18 protein-coding genes are annotated in these 17,666 nt (G+C 62.9%); 8 read left to right on the top strand and 10 right to left on the bottom strand.

What is annotated here, in order from left to right; genetic code table 11:
• Positions 1–46 precede the first annotated feature (46 nt).
• The gene (gene blaOXA / locus R6254_RS00935) at positions 47–850 is read left to right on the top strand and encodes a class D beta-lactamase (protein WP_318403723.1); all 804 of its coding nucleotides are present in this window, start codon (positions 47–49) and stop codon (positions 848–850) included.
• A gap of 27 nt (positions 851–877) precedes the next feature.
• On the opposite strand, the gene recX is transcribed toward blaOXA, so the two are convergent.
• Positions 878–1,351, bottom strand: a complete 474-nt coding sequence (recX, locus tag R6254_RS00940) for a recombination regulator RecX (protein ID WP_318403724.1) — start codon at positions 1,349–1,351, stop codon at positions 878–880.
• Positions 1,352–1,454: 103 nt separating this feature from the next.
• The gene (recA, locus tag R6254_RS00945) at positions 1,455–2,576 is read right to left on the bottom strand and encodes a recombinase RecA (RefSeq protein ID WP_318403725.1); all 1,122 of its coding nucleotides are present in this window, start codon (positions 2,574–2,576) and stop codon (positions 1,455–1,457) included.
• A gap of 165 nt (positions 2,577–2,741) precedes the next feature.
• Here recA and R6254_RS00950 point away from each other — a divergent pair, with 165 nt between their 5' ends.
• The gene (locus R6254_RS00950) at positions 2,742–3,242 is read left to right on the top strand and encodes a MarR family winged helix-turn-helix transcriptional regulator (protein ID WP_318403726.1); all 501 of its coding nucleotides are present in this window, start codon (positions 2,742–2,744) and stop codon (positions 3,240–3,242) included.
• A gap of 13 nt (positions 3,243–3,255) precedes the next feature.
• Here R6254_RS00950 and R6254_RS00955 read toward each other — a convergent pair whose 3' ends face one another.
• Positions 3,256–4,197 carry a LysR substrate-binding domain-containing protein gene (locus R6254_RS00955; RefSeq protein ID WP_318404338.1) on the bottom strand — a complete coding sequence of 314 codons (942 nt, stop codon included), beginning with the start codon at positions 4,195–4,197 and terminating at the stop codon, positions 3,256–3,258.
• A 110-nt stretch (positions 4,198–4,307) separates the two neighbouring features.
• Here R6254_RS00955 and R6254_RS00960 point away from each other — a divergent pair, with 110 nt between their 5' ends.
• The 5 genes from R6254_RS00960 to R6254_RS00980 all read left to right on the top strand — a co-directional run bounded on the left by R6254_RS00960 (position 4,308) and on the right by R6254_RS00980 (position 9,695).
• Positions 4,308–5,273, top strand: a complete 966-nt coding sequence (locus R6254_RS00960) for a tripartite tricarboxylate transporter substrate binding protein BugE (protein ID WP_318403727.1) — start codon at positions 4,308–4,310, stop codon at positions 5,271–5,273.
• A 131-nt stretch (positions 5,274–5,404) separates the two neighbouring features.
• Complete coding sequence (locus tag R6254_RS00965; RefSeq protein ID WP_318403728.1) at positions 5,405–6,331, top strand: N-formylglutamate amidohydrolase; 927 nt, start codon at positions 5,405–5,407, stop codon at positions 6,329–6,331.
• Positions 6,332–6,439: 108 nt separating this feature from the next.
• Positions 6,440–7,114: a response regulator transcription factor gene (locus R6254_RS00970; RefSeq protein ID WP_318403729.1), complete on the top strand. Its 675-nt coding sequence runs from the start codon at positions 6,440–6,442 to the stop codon at positions 7,112–7,114.
• 149 nt (positions 7,115–7,263) lie between these two features.
• Positions 7,264–8,715 carry a sensor histidine kinase gene (locus tag R6254_RS00975; RefSeq protein WP_318403730.1) on the top strand — a complete coding sequence of 484 codons (1,452 nt, stop codon included), beginning with the start codon at positions 7,264–7,266 and terminating at the stop codon, positions 8,713–8,715.
• A 176-nt stretch (positions 8,716–8,891) separates the two neighbouring features.
• Positions 8,892–9,695: a gamma-glutamyl-gamma-aminobutyrate hydrolase family protein gene (locus R6254_RS00980; protein WP_318403731.1), complete on the top strand. Its 804-nt coding sequence runs from the start codon at positions 8,892–8,894 to the stop codon at positions 9,693–9,695.
• A gap of 89 nt (positions 9,696–9,784) precedes the next feature.
• On the opposite strand, the gene R6254_RS00985 is transcribed toward R6254_RS00980, so the two are convergent.
• From R6254_RS00985 to R6254_RS01015, 7 genes are all read right to left on the bottom strand, one after another.
• The gene (locus R6254_RS00985) at positions 9,785–10,573 is read right to left on the bottom strand and encodes an ABC transporter ATP-binding protein (protein WP_318403732.1); all 789 of its coding nucleotides are present in this window, start codon (positions 10,571–10,573) and stop codon (positions 9,785–9,787) included.
• Positions 10,570–11,637: a dihydrodipicolinate synthase family protein gene (locus R6254_RS00990; RefSeq protein ID WP_318403733.1), complete on the bottom strand. Its 1,068-nt coding sequence runs from the start codon at positions 11,635–11,637 to the stop codon at positions 10,570–10,572. The genes R6254_RS00985 and R6254_RS00990 overlap by 4 nt, the downstream gene beginning before the upstream one ends.
• 32 nt (positions 11,638–11,669) lie before the next feature.
• Positions 11,670–12,515, bottom strand: a complete 846-nt coding sequence (locus R6254_RS00995) for a GNAT family N-acetyltransferase (RefSeq protein WP_318403734.1) — start codon at positions 12,513–12,515, stop codon at positions 11,670–11,672.
• Positions 12,502–13,566 carry an NAD-dependent epimerase/dehydratase family protein gene (locus R6254_RS01000; protein ID WP_318403735.1) on the bottom strand — a complete coding sequence of 355 codons (1,065 nt, stop codon included), beginning with the start codon at positions 13,564–13,566 and terminating at the stop codon, positions 12,502–12,504. The genes R6254_RS00995 and R6254_RS01000 overlap by 14 nt, the downstream gene beginning before the upstream one ends.
• Positions 13,563–14,375 carry an ABC transporter permease gene (locus R6254_RS01005; RefSeq protein ID WP_318403736.1) on the bottom strand — a complete coding sequence of 271 codons (813 nt, stop codon included), beginning with the start codon at positions 14,373–14,375 and terminating at the stop codon, positions 13,563–13,565. Before R6254_RS01005 ends, R6254_RS01000 begins: the two co-directional genes overlap by 4 nt.
• A 98-nt stretch (positions 14,376–14,473) precedes the next feature.
• The gene (locus tag R6254_RS01010) at positions 14,474–15,841 is read right to left on the bottom strand and encodes an L-serine ammonia-lyase (protein WP_318403737.1); all 1,368 of its coding nucleotides are present in this window, start codon (positions 15,839–15,841) and stop codon (positions 14,474–14,476) included.
• 36 nt (positions 15,842–15,877) lie between these two features.
• Positions 15,878–16,531 (bottom strand): TetR family transcriptional regulator, encoded by a 654-nt coding sequence (locus R6254_RS01015; RefSeq protein ID WP_318403738.1) that lies wholly within the window; start codon positions 16,529–16,531, stop codon positions 15,878–15,880.
• A 79-nt stretch (positions 16,532–16,610) separates the two neighbouring features.
• Here R6254_RS01015 and R6254_RS01020 point away from each other — a divergent pair, with 79 nt between their 5' ends.
• On the top strand, positions 16,611–17,603 hold the full coding sequence (locus R6254_RS01020; protein ID WP_318403739.1) for an ABC transporter substrate-binding protein: 993 nt from the start codon (positions 16,611–16,613) through the stop codon (positions 17,601–17,603).
• Positions 17,604–17,666: the final 63 nt, after the last annotated feature.

Raw genomic sequence — 17,666 nt, forward strand, 5'->3', positions numbered from 1 at the left:
TTGATGCATAACTTTTCGCCTCACCGGCCTTCATGAACGATTAACGATGCGACTGCGTGCACCCGCCCTCCTGGCCGCCTGTGCCGCCACCCTTGTTGTTTCGATGCGTGCCGAAGCCGCCTGCACGGTGTTTGCCGATGCCACGAGCGGACGGCTGCTGAAGCAGGAAGGGGTTTGCAACCGGCGCATCACCCCGGCCTCGACCTTCAAGATCGCCATCAGCCTGATGGGCTATGACGCCGGATTTCTCCAAGACGAGTTGTCGCCGGCGCTGCCATTTCGGGAAGGCTACCCGGACTGGATTCCCGCATGGAAAGGCACCACCACGCCCTCGGGCTGGATGCAACACTCGGTGGTCTGGTATTCGCAGCAGATCACGCAGTCACTGGGTGAAGACCGCTTCCGGGCTTATGTGCACGCCTTCAACTATGGCAATGCCGACGTGTCCGGCGCACCCGGCAAGAAGGACGGCTTGACCCGCGCCTGGCTCAGTTCTTCCCTGAAGATTTCACCGCTGGAACAAGTGGACTTCCTGAAAAAGCTGGTCCGGCGCGAGTTGCCGGTTTCTGCACAGGCCTACGCCATGACCAGCCAGCTCACCGCCATCCACACCTTGCCCAATGGCTGGACCGTGCACGGCAAGACCGGAGCCGGCGCGCCCACCCTGGCCGATGGTTCACAAGATTGGGATCACGCCTACGGCTGGTTTGTCGGCTGGGCCGTCAAAGGCCCGCGCACCCTGGTGTTTGTGCGCCAGATCCAGGATCAGAAAAAAGAGGCCATGAGCCCGGGACTGCGTACCCGGGAGGCCTTTTTGCAGGAACTGCCGTCCGTGCTGGATGCCATGTAACTCCGAACCGGGCGTCTGCGGCGTGAGTTAGTCCTCGTCCGCCTGCGACACCACGCGGCGGATCGCCTCCGACCCGAAACCCCGCGCCGCCAGAAAACGCATTTGTTTGCCACGGGCGGCCGCATCTGCAGCCGGTTCGCCAAATTTTTTGCGCCAGACTTCGCGGGCACGTTCGAGCTCGCTGGCTTTCAGGCTGTTGACGGCGTTGGCCACGGCTTCGGGCGCCAGCCCCTTGCCCTGCAACTCGTGGCGGATACGCGCCGCGCCAAAACGGGCGGCGCGCCGATTCAGCACCGACTCAACCACCCGCGCCTCGCTGATGAAGTCCTTGGCCTGCAACTCGTCCAGCACTTGCGAAAGCTGCTCGGGCGACTCGGCATGGGTGGCCAGCTTGCGCTCCAGCTCGGCGCGTGAATGTTCGCGCGCCGCAAGATAACGCAGGGCCCGGCCTTTCAAGGACAGGCCGAAGCCGGAGGCCGGGGCCGATTTGTCCGAGGTCATGCGCGGCATGGACATTGACTCACTACTGTTTTAATAGCTGCTTGCGCTGATGGACTAAGGGCTAGACCCCGATTTGATGCTCAACCGGGGTCAAACCCAGCCTTTAGGCGGCGGTTTTGGGCGCTTTTTCAGCCTTCTCGGCTTTTTCCGCTTTTTCGGGCTTCTCTGCTTTTTCAGGTTTGCCGCCCACCGCGTCCTGGATCAAGGGAATGCCCAGCGACTCACGCACCTTGTTTTCGATCTCGATCGCGAGTTCGGGGTTTTCTTTCAGGAATTCACGCGAGTTGTCGCGGCCCTGGCCGATTTTTTCGCCGTTGAAGGCGTACCAGGCGCCGGCTTTTTCAACGATGTGGCCGGCCACACCGAGGTCCAACACCTCGCCCAGGCGGCTGATACCTTCGCCGTAGAGGATGTCGAACTCCGCCATCTTGAAGGGCGAGGCGACCTTGTTTTTGACCACCTTGACCCGGGTTTCGTTGCCGACGACTTCTTCGCCCTTCTTGATGGAGCCGATGCGACGGATGTCCAGGCGCACCGAGGCGTAAAACTTCAGCGCATTGCCACCGGTGGTGGTTTCCGGACTGCCAAACATCACGCCGATCTTCATGCGGATCTGGTTGATGAAAATCACCATGCAATTGGCTTTTTTGATGTGGGCCGTCAGCTTGCGCAGCGCCTGGCTCATCAAACGCGCTTGCAGGCCGGGCAGGGAGTCACCCATTTCGCCTTCAAGCTCAGCCTTGGGCGTCAGCGCCGCCACCGAGTCGACCACGATCAGGTCCACCGCGCCGGAGCGGGTCAGCGAATCGACAATTTCCAGGGCCTGCTCGCCGGTGTCCGGCTGGCTGATCAGCAGCTCCTGCAGGTTCACGCCGAGTTTTTGTGCGTACTGGATGTCCAGCGCGTGTTCGGCATCGACAAAGGCGCAGGTGCCGCCCAGCTTTTGCATTTCGGCAATCACCTGCAGGGTCAGCGTGGTTTTGCCGGAGGATTCCGGGCCGTAGATTTCAACCACCCGGCCGCGTGGCAGGCCACCGACGCCCAAGGCAATGTCCAGGCCCAGCGAACCGGTGGAGACAACCTGGATGTCCTCGATCACCTCGCCGGCGCCCAGCTTCATGATGGTGCCTTTGCCGAACTGCTTTTCAATCTGGGCCAGGGCCGCTTGCAGGGCTTTGGCTTTTTCGGTGTTCAGGGCGGGGTTGGCTTTGTTCGGCAGGTCCATGGAAATCTCCTTGAAAATCAATGTGTTGAAAACTGGGGCATCACCGTCAGCCTCTGCTTTTAATCACAGCGCTGGATGCATGACCAGTACTTTATTGGTGCCGTATAAATAAGTAAACCCTGTTTTTAGTCAGTTTGCCTGATCAAATGGTTTATCATTTTGGGCATGGATGCCAACCCCGCCCCCAGCCCCGTCGATGAAGAAAACTGGCGCCTGACCCACCTGGGCCGCCTGCTGGGCCATGCGTTGCGCCGCTTTGACGAACGTGTGCTGGTGTTGATGGCGCGCAATGTGGATGTGCCGCTGGCGCTGTCCAACCTGGCGGCGCGGGCGCAAGTGGGCGCGGCGCACATCCACATCACACGGCACCTGGCGGTGGGTGGTTCGCGCCTGACCGACCTGGCGCAAAGTGCCGGCATGAGTAAACAGGCCATGGGGGATCTGGTGGACCAGTGTGAAGCCTGGGGCCTGGTCACACGCGAGGCCGACCCGCACGACGCCCGCGCGCGGCGTGTGTGTTTCACGCCCACAGGTTTGGCCTGGCTGCAGGCCTTTCGGGATGCCGTGGCCCAGGCCGAGGCCGAGTTCCGCGAGGAAGTCGGCAACAACGTGGCCACGGTGGTGGCGATTGGACTGGAGGCCTACGCCGGAGCCTCCGGCGCATGAACCCAGCAACCCTTCAGCCCAGCACGGCCGGGCCTGCCAAGAGCGGCAGCGCGGCCGTAGGTGGCACGGCAACCGTCAGTAGCCACTCGCGAAAACAGCTGAGGGTCGGGATCTGGCGCCGGGCTTCGGGGTAACAAAACCAGTAACCCATGTCGCTCTGGTAACCGCCGCCCGCCAGCGGCTCGCGCACCATGCCGGCGGTGATTTCGTCCTGCACCAGGCAACGCGGCACCAGCGCCAGACCCATGCCGGCCATGACGGCGCGGATCATGGTCTGGAACTGGTCAAACTGCGGCCCGGCGAGTGAATTCAACTCCGTCACGCCATGGGTTTCGCTCCAGCGCAGCCAGGCCTCGGGCACCGTGACGTGGCGCAGCAAGGTGTAGCGGGACACGTCCTGCGGCGAGGCAATCGGCCAGTCGGCCACACGGGTGCGCGGCGCAATCAGTGCCACATCGTTGCCCGTGAGGTAATGCGCCCGGGCGCCCGGCCAATGCCCTTCGCCAAACAGGATGGAGCAGTCGAGTTCGGGGCGCTCGAAGTCGTAGCTGTGCACATAAGGCACAAAGTGCAGGGTGATTTGCGGGTGCAGTTGCTGGAACTGGGGCAGGCGGGGAATCAGCCACTTGGCGCCAAAAGTCGGCAGGCTGGACAAATGCAGCGCGCCGCCACCGTCGTCGCTGGTGATCAGCTCCAGCGTGGCGGCCTCTAACTGCGCCAGCACGCCACGCACGGCTTTTTCGTAATGTTCGCCGGCCGGTGTGGGCACCAGGCGTTTGCGGCTGCGCTCAAACAGCGGCACACCGACCCAGGACTCCAGCTCTTTGACCTGTTTGCTGACCGCACTTTGGGTCAGGTGCAAGGCCTCGGCCGCCCGCGAGACCCCGCCAAAACGGGTCACGGTGGAAAACGCCCGCAGCAAATGCAAAGGAGGGGTGAGCCGGCGCAAAGACATGGTGAATCGCATCATAACATTCCATATTGGAATGATGTCAGGCACATGAATTGCTTTTTAATAAACCTCAATTCGATTAATCTTGCCCTCATTCATTGGAGAACTCCCTCATGCAACGTCGTCATCTGCTCGCTTCCCTGGCTGCCGCATCTTTCATTCCTGGAATGTCTTTCGCCCAAGAAGGCAAACCGCTTCGTGTGATCATCCCTTTCCCACCTGGCGGCGCCACCGACATGAGCGTGCGTGGCCTGCAGGAAGCGTTGTCGCGCATCCTGAAGCAGCCCGTGGTGCTGGAAAACCGCGGCGGTGCCGGCGGCTCCATCGGCATGGCTGAAGTGGCCCGCGCCGCACCCGATGGCCTGACCGTCGGCGTGGCCACACTGTCCACCCATGGCGTGAACCCTGCGGTTTACAGCAAGCTGCCTTACGACCCGATCAAGGACTTTGTGGGCGTCACGGAACTCGTGAAAGCCCCGGGCGTGATCGTGATCAACCCCAAGATCCTGCCGGTGAAAGATTTCGCCGAACTGGTGAAATACCTCAAGGCCAACCCCGGCAAAGTGTCTTACGCCACACCCGGCAACGGCACGATTGGCCACATGTGGGGCGAGTTGTTCAAGAGCAGCACCGGCACCTCCATGGTGCACATTGCCTACCGTGGCGCCGGCCCGGCCATCAACGACGTGTTGGGCGGCCAGGTGCCTGTGTATTTCGACCAGGTCGCCTCGTCGCTGCCGCATATCGCGTCCGGCAAGCTCAAAGCCCTGGCTGTGTCCTGGCCGACGCGTCTGGACGTGTTGCCAGAGGTGCCGACCTACGCCCAGCTCGGTTACCCCATCAACAACGACCCGTCCTGGTTCGGTCTGGTGGCCCCTGCCGGCACGCCGGCCGCTGCCGTGGAACGTATCCAGCAAGCCGTGGCCCAGGCCCTGCAAGACCCGGCCGTGCGCCAGCGTATGGCCGCGCAAGGCCTGTACCCCTCGGGCACCACGTCCAAGGACTTCTCTGCGCAAATCGTGAAAGAAATCAAGAAAATGAAGGGCGTGGCCGCCTACGCCAAGGTCAGCCTGGACTAAGCCCACCCGCCAGGTCTTGTTGTGCCGCCCTGACCGTGACGACACGGTCAGCGCTAGCATGGCTGACCAGGCCTGCTGCGCCGGCTTGCCTCGACGGCTTTCCACCCGGCGCGCTTTCACGGATTTCCCCCATGCACGCAGCACTGAAACTCATCAACCAACGTTTCCAGCACGCCCAGCCGGGCGCGTCGGGATCGACCCCCACCACGGCCGCGTCGGCCATGGTCAGCCAGCACGCCGGCAACACGCCGCTGGTGCTGGACTCGCCGCACAGCGGCACCGTCTACCCGGCCGATTTCGGCTCCGTCTGCGACCTGCCGACCCTGCGCCGGGCCGAAGACACCCATGTGGAAAAAATTTACGGCTTCGCACCGGCCCTGGGCGTGGCTTGGGTGGAAGCGCATTTCCCGCGTATTTACCTGGACGCCAACCGCAACACCACCGAACTCGACACCTCGCTGCTGGACGGTATCTGGACCGAGCCACTGGCCACCGACCCCGAGGTCTTGTCCAAGGTGCGTCTGGGCAAAGGCCTGATCTGGAAGTTCACCGACGAAGGCGAGCCCATTTACAAGCGCCTGCTCACCGTGGACGAGGTGCGTGCACGTATTGATCGCTGCTGGAAGCCCTATCACGCCGCCGTGCAGCAAGCCATAGCCGCCGCCCATGCGCGCCACGGCTACAGCATCCACATCAACTGCCACTCCATGCCGGCCGTGGCCGCCAGCCACGCCACCAACTTCCCGGGCCTGGTGCATGCCGACTTTGTGATTGGCGACCGCGATGGCAGCAGCGCCGACCCGGCCCTGTCGCAGATGATTTGCGCACACCTGCGTGCCTGTGGTTACAGCGTGGAATACAACTACCCCTACAAGGGTGTGGAACTGGTGCGTCGTTACAGCGACCCGGCCCAGCATCGCCACAGCATCCAGATCGAGATCAACCGCAAGCTCTACATGGACGAGCAAACCTTGGCGCTCGATCCAGCCGGCATGGCGCGCCTGCAAACCGACCTGCAAGCCCTGGTGCTCAAGCTACTGGCCACGGACCCGCGTTAAGCGCGCCAAGCGGCAGCGGCGACAGGCCGCGTCTCCTCCCGTTCAGGGCCGCCGTAAAATGCGGCGATAGACGGCTTTCCAAGGCCGCCCCTACAACCGGAGACAAGCATGCGCATTCTGATTGCCGAAGACGACCAGGTTCTGGCCGATGGCCTATTACGCACCTTGCGCGCTTCCGGCGCGGCGGCCGACCACGTGGCCAGCGGCAGCGAAGCCGATGCCGCGCTGATGACCAACACCGAGTTCGATTTGCTGATCCTGGACCTGGGCCTGCCGCGTATGCACGGGCTGGAGGTGCTCAAACGCTTGCGCGCCCGCGGCTCGGCCATGCCGGTGCTGATCCTGACCGCCGCCGATAGCGTGGAAGAACGGGTCAAAGGCCTGGACTACGGCGCCGACGACTACATGGCCAAACCGTTTTCGCTGCAGGAACTCGAAGCCCGGGTACGCGCCCTGACGCGGCGCGGCATGGGTGGCGCCAGCAGCACCATCAAACACGGCCCACTGATTTACGACCAGGCCGGGCGTGTGGCCACCATAGACGGCCAGATGCTGGAACTCTCGGCGCGCGAGCTGGGCCTGCTGGAAGTGCTGCTGCAGCGTGCCGGCCGGCTGGTCAGCAAGGACCAACTGGTCGAGCGCCTCTGCGAATGGGGCGAAGAGGTCAGCAACAACGCGATCGAGGTGTATATCCACCGGCTGCGCAAGAAGATTGAAAAAGGACCGATACGCATCGCCACGGTGCGCGGCTTGGGTTATTGTCTCGAAAAAATCCCCGGCTAGAGATGGAGCCCCCACGTTCGCTCGCTGCGCGTAGCTCTCTGCCCCCCGAGGGGGCCGCTGCGCCTGCGGCCCGGCAAAACCGGTTCCGCGGCCCTTGCTGGCGTGAAGAGGACGCTCGGCGGACGAACGTCCCCCACGCTTTTTGATCTGTGGCTCTCAGACTCTTCCAGCGTGAAAGGCGCAGTTTATTTGGCGAGATTCTCGACTGGATGCTCACGCCGCTGCTGCTGCTGTGGCCCATCAGCCTGGCGCTGACCTGGCTGGTCGCGCAAAACATCGCCGGCAAACCGTTTGACCGCGCGCTGGAATACAACGTGCAGGCCCTGGCCAAGCTGATCGTCGTCAAAAACAAGCAGGTGCAGTTCAACCTGACGGCGCCGGCGCGTGAGATTTTGCGGGCCGACGACACCGACCTGGTGTATTACCAGGTGATGGGCACACGCGGCGAATTCCTCAGCGGCGAACACGACCTGCCACCACCGCCCGACGAAGAAAGTGCTTTTGACGGCGAGGTGCGCCTGCGCGAAGACATGGTGCAGGGCGAGGAAGTGCGTGTGGCCTACACCTGGATCAAGGTCGATGTGCCGGGCGCCCGGCCCATGCTGGTGCAGGTCGCCGAAACCCTGGGCAAACGCAAAACCCTGGCCACCGAAATCGTCAAGGGGGTGATGGTGCCGCAGTTTGTCACCTTGCCGCTGGCCGTGTTGCTGGTCTGGCTGGCGCTGGTGCGCGGCATCAAGCCGCTGGACCAGCTGGAAAAACGCATACGTGCACGCAAGCCCGACGACATGAGCCCGCTGGACGAAACCGTGGTGCCGGAAGAAGTGGCGCCGCTGGTCTCGTCGATCAACGATTTGCTGAGCCGGCTCAAGGTCTCGCTGACCACACAAAAACGTTTCCTGGCCGATGCCGCCCACCAGCTCAAAACCCCGCTGGCGGGTTTGCGCATGCAGGCCGACCTGGCGCAGCGCGAGACCGACGCCGACGAGCTGAAAAAATCGCTGAAACACATAGGCCGCGCCAGCATCCGTGCGACCCACACCGTGAACCAGTTGTTAGCCCTGGCCCGCGCCGAAACCACAGGCCGCAGCCTGGCCAAACACCCGCTGGACCTGGTGCAGGTGATCTCGGAAGCGATCCAGGACTCGGTGCCGCGCGCGCTGGAAAAACACATCGACCTGGGCTACGAAGGCCCGCCCGCCGGCGAACGCGCCAGCCAGTTGGAGGCCAACCCGACCTTGCTCAAGGAGCTGGTGCGCAACCTGCTGGACAACGCGCTGAACTACACACCCGAAGGGGGCCACGTCACGGTGCGGTTGCTGACCGATCGTTTCAGCGGCGTGATTGTGCTGCTGGTGGAAGACTCGGGGCCAGGCATTCCGGAGTCCGAACGCGAGTTGGTTTTCCAGCCTTTTTACCGCGCCCTGGGCACCAACGTCGACGGCTCCGGCCTGGGCCTGGCGATTGTTCTGGAAATCGCCAAACAACACGGCGCCACCATCAGCATCGATGACGCGAGTGTCGCCGGTCACCCGCAGTCGCCGGGCACACGGGTGACCGTGCGTTTTGTCGGCATGGACAGGCCGGCGGAAGCTGTCTAGGCATGGGCCTGGCCTGATGCATCGAATAGGCCTCCAGCCCAGATGCAATGGGCGTAAGCAGCTATCAAAAACAGAGTGAGTCGCAGACAGGCACCGCAAAATGCGGTTTTGTCCTATAGCCCGACCCCGCCGCGCGGGAGGACACTGGACTTGCGCAACTTTTTTGAGGACACCTTATGCCCGCAGCCCGACGCCTGAAGATTGGCCTGTCAGCCTGCTTCTCCCACCCCGACCACGCCCGCTCCCTGTTCACCGGCAAAACCCTGCAATACGTCGAGCAGTCGATTGCCCACTGGCTGATGTCCTCAGGCGCCATGGTCGTCATGGTGCCCTGCCCGACCGGCGCCACCCAGCGCGGCGACGTGACGTTTGAACACTATGCCCAGTGGCTGGACGGCCTGGTCTTACACGGCGGCGCCGATGTCTGGCCCGGCAGTTATGGCGAAACCCCGCTGGAAGAACGCTGGAGCGGCGACCGCCTGCGCGACGAATACGACAAGGCGCTGGTCACGGCGTTTGAAGGCCTGGGCAAACCGGTGTTTGGGGTGTGCCGCGGCCTGCAATTGCTCAACGTGGCTTTTGGCGGCACCTTGTACCAGGATGTGGAGACCCAGGTGCCGGAATCTTTCCGCCACCGCGATGCCGCGTCCTACGACCTGAATTACCACAGCGTGGACATCGTCCATGGCTCGGGCTTGTCCCTGTTGTACCCGGGTGTGGAACGGGTACGTGTCAACAGCATCCACCACCAGGCCATCAAGGACCTGGCACCCGAGTTCCAGGCCGAAGCCTTCAGCATCAGCGACGGTCTGGTCGAGGCCATACGCCGGCGCGACCCGGCCAAAAGTTATATCGCCGCCGTGCAATGGCACCCCGAGTTTCACCAGCCCGGCTCGGACACGATTGACGACCGCGCCCTGCTGGATGATTTTCTGGACGCCGTGGCCACGGCCAAGAAAAAACAGGCGGCACCGGCATAAAACCTGCGAATCCTCAAGGAAAATAAGCCTCTAGCCCATATGGAACGGGCGCAAAAAGCTATCAATTTAATAGCAACTCGCGACCCGGCCTATTCCACGCCCAGCAGATCGTAAATCCGCGTCACATAAGCGCCGAAGGCCGGCGTGGTCTTGAGGTGTAACTTGCGCGGCCCGGGCAAATCGATGGGGAAAAAATCGGCCATACGCGCCGGCCCGGCGGTCATCACCGCGCAATGCGAGCCGAGAAACACCGCCTCCTGGATGCTGTGGGTCACGACCACAAACGTCTTGCGGCTTTGTTCCCAGATACGCAACATTTCCAGGTTCATCTTCTCGCGGGTCAAGGCATCCAGCGCGCCAAAAGGTTCATCCATCAAGACCAGCTTGGGGTCGTGGATCAGCGCCCGTGCAATCGAGGCGCGTTGTTGCATGCCGCCTGACAACTCGTAGGGAAACTTGTTGGCAAAACCGTTCAGGCCCACCATGTCGAGCAGGCCGTGGGCACGTTCCACCGCCGCCTTGCGCGGCAAGCCCAGAATGTCGGCGGGCAAGAGCACGTTCTCCAGGATGTTGCGCCACTTCAGCAACAGCGGCTGCTGAAACACCATGCCGACATCGCGCCCGGCGTTGAAGGCCTTGCCGTCGGCGCCGCCTATCTGCAGCGTGCCGCCGTCGTGGCCGTGCAGGCCCGAGAGTATTTTCAGCAGGGTGGATTTGCCACAACCCGAGGGGCCGACCAGCGACACCATGTCGCCTTCGTGGATGTCCAGGGTGACGTCGGAGATTGCCAGAAACTCCTGCGCCCCCTTGCGGTAAACCTTGCGCAGATTGCGCATGCTGATCAGGGGCTCGCCTTGCGACGGCAGGGTCAGGCTCATGACAACCACCGCTGCAGGTTTTCGCGCACAAAGGCATCGTCACTGAGGTCACCATGCGCCTGGTAGATGCGGTCGATTTCTTCGGACTGGCCGGCGCCCAGGCCTTCGGCCGGGTCCAGACACCAGATGCCTTCGAGCAGGCCCTGGCGCCGCAAGACCTCGTGGCAGCCGGCGATACAGCCGTGGAAGTTGTTGCGCACGTCGAAAAAAGCCGCATTGCAATCGGTCACGCGGGAATCCAGTGCCAACAGTTCCGGGCTCAAGGCGCCGCCCTTGGCCGCCAGTTCGGCCTTGATCTGCGCCAGTTGTTTCGCCGCGCTGGCGGTCCAGACCGACCAGTGGCCCAGCAGGCCGCCGCGAAAACGCACCGTCACGGGCTGGCCCTCACGCATGGCGGTGAAAGGCAAGGCCAGGTCCAGCACGATGTGGTCGTCGTTGCCGGTGTACAAAAACACCCGCTCCTCGGCCCGCGCATCGACCAGGCCGCGCACCACATCGATGCTGCGGTAGCGGTTGAAAGGCGCAACCTTGATCGCCAGCACATTGGGGGTCAGCGCAAAACGGCGCCAGAAGTCGCTGGACAAAATCGGCCCGCCCACCACCGTCTGCAGGTAAAAACCGATCAGCGGAATTTCCTGCGCCACGGCTTCGCAATGGGCAATCAATTCGTCTTCAGAACACTGGGCCAGCGCGGCCAGGCTCAAGAGGCCGGCGTGGTAACCCAGGCCGACGGCGGTTTGTGCTTCGGCCCGCGCCTGGGCCGTGCTGCCGCACAAGCCGGCAATCATGACCATGGGCCGGCTGGACCAGGCCAGGCGGTCTTCCATGGCGGCGCGCAACACAGGTTCGTACAGGCCACGCTCGCGGATGCTGAACTGCGTGGTGTGCACCCCCACGGCCAGGCCGCCGGCGCCAGCGTCCACGTAATAACGCGTCAAGGCGCGCTGGCGCTGGCGGTCGAACTGGCGCTGGGCATTCAGGGCCAGCGGGTGGGCCGGGATCACCGTGCCCTGCGCCAGCAGCGCCAGCACGTCTTCGGGCAGGTCGGATCGTTTCAAGGGCATGGGGACTCCTGTGTCGGTGGTGGTGCTGCGGCTTATCCGAATTCCGGACCCGCGATGGCATGAATGAAATGGCTTTGTCCGCGCAGCGGCTGCTCACCCCGCACCATGCGCATAAAGCCGCGCTGCGGCGTGAAACCGGCGGCACGCAGCGCCTGGCCCAGTTGGGCCCGCTCATCGGGCACATCGATCAACACCCGGCCCGCCAGGCCTAACACGGCGCGGCCCAACAGCTCGGCGGCACTGGGCTGGTCCAACGCCAGCAAGGGGCCGATCTGGTGGGCGATACGTCCGCGGCGCACGATGGCAAAACCCTGGGTGCTGCGCACGCAAGCCGTGTCGGGCCGCGCCAGAAAGTCAGCCAGCAATGCTGTACGCGGCGCGCCCAAAGCCTGCGCGTCCAGCGCCGCCAGGGCTTGCGCGTCGTGCGACACGGCGCTGCGCCCAGCCGGCACGGCTTCTGGCACAGCGTCGCGCTGCCAGCGTGTGAGCCGGTAGACCGGGGCAAAACCGAACTGGCGGTACAGGCGTTCGCCGTCCGGCGTGGCGTCCAGGTAAGCCGTGCGCCCGGCGGCTTGCAGCAGGCCCAGGCAATGGCTAAACACCGCACGGCCCAGGCCCTGGCCGCGCAAATCAGGCGCCACCAGAACCATGCTGATCCAGGCCACCTCGGCACCGTGCGGCAAGACCGCGCCGCTGGCGATGATGCGGCCCTGCGCATCACGCACGACACAAATCGTGCCTTCACGCGCAAATACCGCCCAGTCCTGCGGCGTCTGGTTCCAACCGCTTTGCAAGACCAGCGTCTCGAGTTCGGCCTGGGCGGCAGGTGTCAGCGCGTCCAGGCTTTCGACGGCAAACGCGGTCTCAGTACTTGCCATCACGTGACTCGAACTTGGTCGGTTTGCCATACAAACGCTGCTCGCGGGAAATCCAGTCGGCGACCCAGCCGATCTGGCGCGACAGCGACACACGCGGGTAACCAAACAGACGTTCGGCTTCGCCGGTGTTCATGAGCCAGGCGGTGTCGGCTTCTTCGCCTACGATTTGGGCCGGCTTGCCGAAGCAGCGCCCAAACTCCTCGGCCAGCCAGCGGATGGAGGTGGTCTCGGGCCCACTCACGTTGAGCGGCGAGGTTGGCACCGTGGCCACGGCCAAACAACGCAAGGCCTGGGCGTTGGCGTCACCCTGCCAGATGACGTTGACATGGCCCATGGTCACATCGACCGGCTCGCCACGCCAGACCTTGGTGGCCACATCGGCCAACACGCCGTAACGCAGGTCGATCGCATAACTCAGGCGGAACAAACGACCCGGCGTGCCATGCACTTGCGAAAAATGTTCAAACATACGCTCCCGGCCGACGCAGGAGTTCGCGTATTCGCCGGGTGGGCTGAGCACCGAGTCTTCGGCCGCACCCTGGCTGTTCACCGGGGCAAAGGGATACACACAGGCCGTGGAAAACGCCACGATGCGCGAAGCCTTGAAGGTCTCGGCCACCAGGGCCGGCACATGGGTGTTCATGGCCCAGGTGAGTGGGTTGTTGCCGTCGGCGCCAAACTTGCGCCCGGCCATGAACACCACGTTGGCGCAGGGCGGCAGCGCGGCCATGGCGTTGCGGTCCAGCAGGTCGCAACTGATGGTTTCTATGCCGTGTTGCTCCAGCATCTCGCGCACGCCGGCCTCGCTGAAACGCGCCACGGCGATCACACGCCGTCCCGGCATGGCGTTGCGCGCCAGGCGCGCCAGGGTGGGCCCCATTTTTCCGCCTACGCCGAGAATCATCAGGTCGCCATCCAGGCTGGCCAGGTCACGGATCAGGTCGCGCGAAGGGGTGGCCAGGTAGTTTTCAAGCGCTTGTTCATCGGCAAAACTGTCGGGGAAAGGCAGGTCGTCGAGCACGACGAGGGAGGTGGCAGGCGTGTGGTTCATTGGATTCTTGCGTCTTGGGTGATAAAAAGCCGCTCCAGCAACAGGACCAGCAGGTAAAGCAACACGCCCAGCCCGGTGATGAGCAACACGGCCATAAAAACCGCCGGCGTGTCCAGCGAGGCCTGGACCTGGATCATCAGATAACCCAGACCTTTGTCGGAAGCGATGAACTCACCCACCACGGCGCCGGCCACGGCCAGGATGGTGCCGACCTTCATGCCGGAAAACACATAAGGCAGGGAGCCAGGCAACTGGATGTAACGAAACAGCTGCCAGCGCGAACCCTTGAGCGCACGCACCAGGTCCAGCAGTTCAGGCTCGGTTTCGTTCAGGCCGCGAATGGTGGTGAGCAGAATCGGGAAAAAACACAGGCTGAAGGTGATCAGGATGTTGGGGCCTATGCCGTAGCTGAACCAGACAATCACCAGCGGCCCCAGCGCCACCTTGGGAATCATGTTCAAGGTGACCAGCAGCGGGAACACCAGAATCATCAGGCGGCGGCTGGTGACAAACAACAGGGCACACAAAATGCCAAACACCAGGCCTAACGTATAACCGCCAAACACCTCGATGGCCGTGACGGCGGTGTTGCTGAGCCAGCGCAGGTTGGGGTTGCCCAAGGTTGCCAACACCTGCGACGGCGCCGGGAGAATAAAAGACTGGATGGCAAAAATCCGCACCAGGGCCTCCCACAGCGCGACACCGGCCAGGTGGATGCCAATAATCGCCAGCCAGCGTCGCCACGGCGGCCCGCTGGCCTCCAGGGACGGGGCGGTCGTGATCACCGCACCGTTGAGGGGAGCCGTCATGTGAATTCCTTCGCGCAAGCAGTCATCGTCAAATCATAAATTTGACGCAAGCGCTTGTCAACCAACCAGTTGAACTAATTAGAAATACGCCCGCCGAGCTAACACTCGATCACGTTGACAGCCAGACCGCCGCGTGAGGTTTCCTTGTATTTGGTCTTCATGTCGGCGCCGGTTTCGCGCATGGTCTTGATGACCTGATCGAGTGAGACCGAGTGGCTGCCGTCGCCCCGCAGCGCCATGCGTGCGGCGTTGATGGCTTTGGTCGCGCCCATGGCGTTGCGTTCTATACACGGCACTTGCACCAGGCCGCCCACCGGGTCGCAGGTTAAACCCAGGTTGTGCTCCATGCCAATCTCCGCGGCGTTTTCGACTTGTGCCGGGGTGCCGCCCATGACCTCGGCCAGCGCGCCGGCGGCCATGGAGCAGGCCACACCGACCTCGCCCTGGCAACCGACTTCGGCCCCCGAGAGCGAGGCGTTTTCCTTGTACAGAATGGCAATGGCGGCGGCCGTCAGCAGGAAACGCTCGACGCCCTCGGCATTGGCGCCGTGGATAAACCGCGTGTAGTAATGCAGGACGGCCGGGATGATGCCGGCCGCACCATTGGTCGGTTCCGTCACCACACGCCCGCCGCTGGCATTTTCTTCGTTGACGGCCAGCGCGTACAGACTGACCCAGTCCAGCACCACCAGCGGGTCGGTCAGCCCGGCCTGAGGCTGGCTGTTGAGCTGGCGCAACAAGTCGGGCGCGCGGCGCTTGAGCCGCATGGGGCCAGGCAACACACCGTCATGGGCACAGCCATTGCGGACACATTCCTGCATCACCGCCCAAATACGGGCGAGGCCGGCTGAGGTCTGGTCGGCGGGCCGCAAGACATTTTCATTGGCACGCATCAAGGTACTGATGGACATACCCTGGTCGCGACACAAGGCCAGCAACTGGTCGCCGGTGGTGAAGGGATGCGGCAGGGATAGGCTGACGCTGACCAGGGCTTGCGCCTTGTCGTCCACCACAAAACCGCCGCCCACCGAGTAATAATCCCGGCTGCGCAACTCGACCCCATCCGCGGCGATCGCCACAAAGCGCATGCCGTTGGGATGAAACGGCAGGGTCTTGCGGTAATACAGCAGGTGTTCGGCCTCGACAAAAGACACCGGCTGTGAGCCCAACAAGGCCAGGCTTTGCTGGCTGCGTATCTGCGCCAGCCGGGTGTCGATGGTGGTCGTGTCGACCTGGTCCGGCTCTTCACCCAGCAGCCCCAGGATCACGGCCTTGCCGCTGCCATGGCCCTTGCCGGTGGCGCCTAACGAGCCATACAACTCGGCCCGCACGCCGGCGGTCTGTGCCAGCAAGCCGTCCTGCGCCAGGCCACGCACAAAACGGGCGGCGGCGCGCATGGGGCCCACGGTGTGGGAGCTGGACGGGCCGATGCCGATCTTGAAAATATCCAGGACGCTCAGGGTCATCGGTGAAAAAACTCCGGGGTGAGCCGCGTCCTGGTGTCAGGGCCGCAAGGCGTTCAGGGCAAACTCGATCACATGGCGGCGGCGCTGCACCAGCGCCCCGCGCGAGCCCAGTGGCTTGCCAAAAATAGCCGACAAGGTGTGGTTGTTCGAGAAGAAAAAATACGAGATGCCGGCAATCGAGATGTAGAGATTGATCGCATCAAAGTCCTTGCGGAAAACACCCTGAGCCACTCCACGCGCCAGCGTCGCCTCCAGCATCTCGATGAAGGGCGAATGCATTTTTTGCAGGCGCTCAGACGCCAGGATGTGGCTGCCCTGGTTGCGGTTTTCATCGGTCAGCAGCGCAATGAACTCCGGGTGTTCGGCCAGGTAATCAAAGGAAAAACCCACCAGCTGGGCCATGGCGTCCAGGGGCTCCAGCGCACCCAGCGAGAGCTTTTGCTCCTTCTCGCGGATCTCGGCATACACCGACTCCAGCGCCACCAGGTACAAGCCCTGCTTGCTGTCGAAGTAGTGATACACCAGTTGTTTGTTGACACCGGCCGACACGGCGATCTCGTCCACGCGGGCGCCGGCAAAACCCTTGCGCGAGAACTCGGCCACCGCAGCCGCAATCAGGGCTGCCCTGGCCGACGAAGCATCACGCTTGGTAGCCGCTGGAGCGCCTGGAGTTTTCAAGGAAGTGGCCATATTGCATTTCAACCAAACAGTTGGTAATATAAATTGTAAACCGCTCAACCACAAACCCATTCATTCTGGAGTTGAACCCATGCGAAGACTGTTAATTTCCGCCACCACCCTATTGTTGGCGACAAGTGCCCCTTTGGCCATGGCCGCAGACAACATGAGCCTGGTGCTGAACTGGACACCTACCGCGGATCATTCGCCGATTTATTACGCCAAGTCCAAGGGTTGGTACAACGAAGCCGGGATTGACCTCAAGATCGAGGCCGGCAAAGGCTCCGGTGTGGCGGCGCAACGTGTGGGGGCGGGCGCTTCCAACGTCGGTATCGCCGACCTGCCCACAGCCATGCAGGCCAAGGGCAAGGGCGCGGACCTCAAGGCCGTGATGGTGGTGTATGCCAACTCGCCACAAGGTTTTTACTGGCTCAAGTCCTCCGGCATCACCGGTCCCAAAGACTTTGCCGGCCGCAAGATCGGCAACCCCCCGGGTGACGCCTCCCGCATGATGTGGCCGGCCTTCGCCAAGAAAACAGGTCTGGCGCCGGATGCCGTGACCTTTGTCAACATCAGCCCGCCGGCCAAGGTGGCGGCCCTGAAAAGCAAGTCCGTCGACATCATCAGCGACTTCTACAACGAACACGACCTGAAAGCGCAAGAATTCGGCGCCGACCTGGGTTTTGTGGCCTGGCGTTCGATGGGCGTGAATGTGTACGGCAACTCCATTGTCGCCAATGGTGCCTACCTGGCAGCCAACCCCGAACGCATGAAGAAATTCGTCGCCGTGACCCAGCGCGCCTATGCCGCTTGCGTCCAGGACTTTGAGCCCTGCCTGAAAGCCCTGACCGCGGAAGTCAGCGGCCTGAACCCTGACAACCAGCGCAACCAGTGGTCACGTATCAAACAACTGATGCGCGACGACACCACCACCAAGGTCGCCCTGGGCAGCTTTGATAGCGCACGGGTGAAGGCCGACTACGACCTGGTGCAAAGCCTGATCGGCATCGACAAACCTTTCGACCCGGCCACGCTGTTCACCAACGACTTCCTCGACAAAAACCTGCGAATGACGGCGAATTGATCGCCTTCTGACCGTCCCGCTGCCACCCGGCCATCCACGCATGGCCGGCGGTCGCAGCAGGCC

Origin of the sequence: Polaromonas potterensis (genome assembly GCF_033446725.1) — a bacterium.
Lineage (GTDB): Bacteria > Pseudomonadota > Gammaproteobacteria > Burkholderiales > Burkholderiaceae_C > Polaromonas.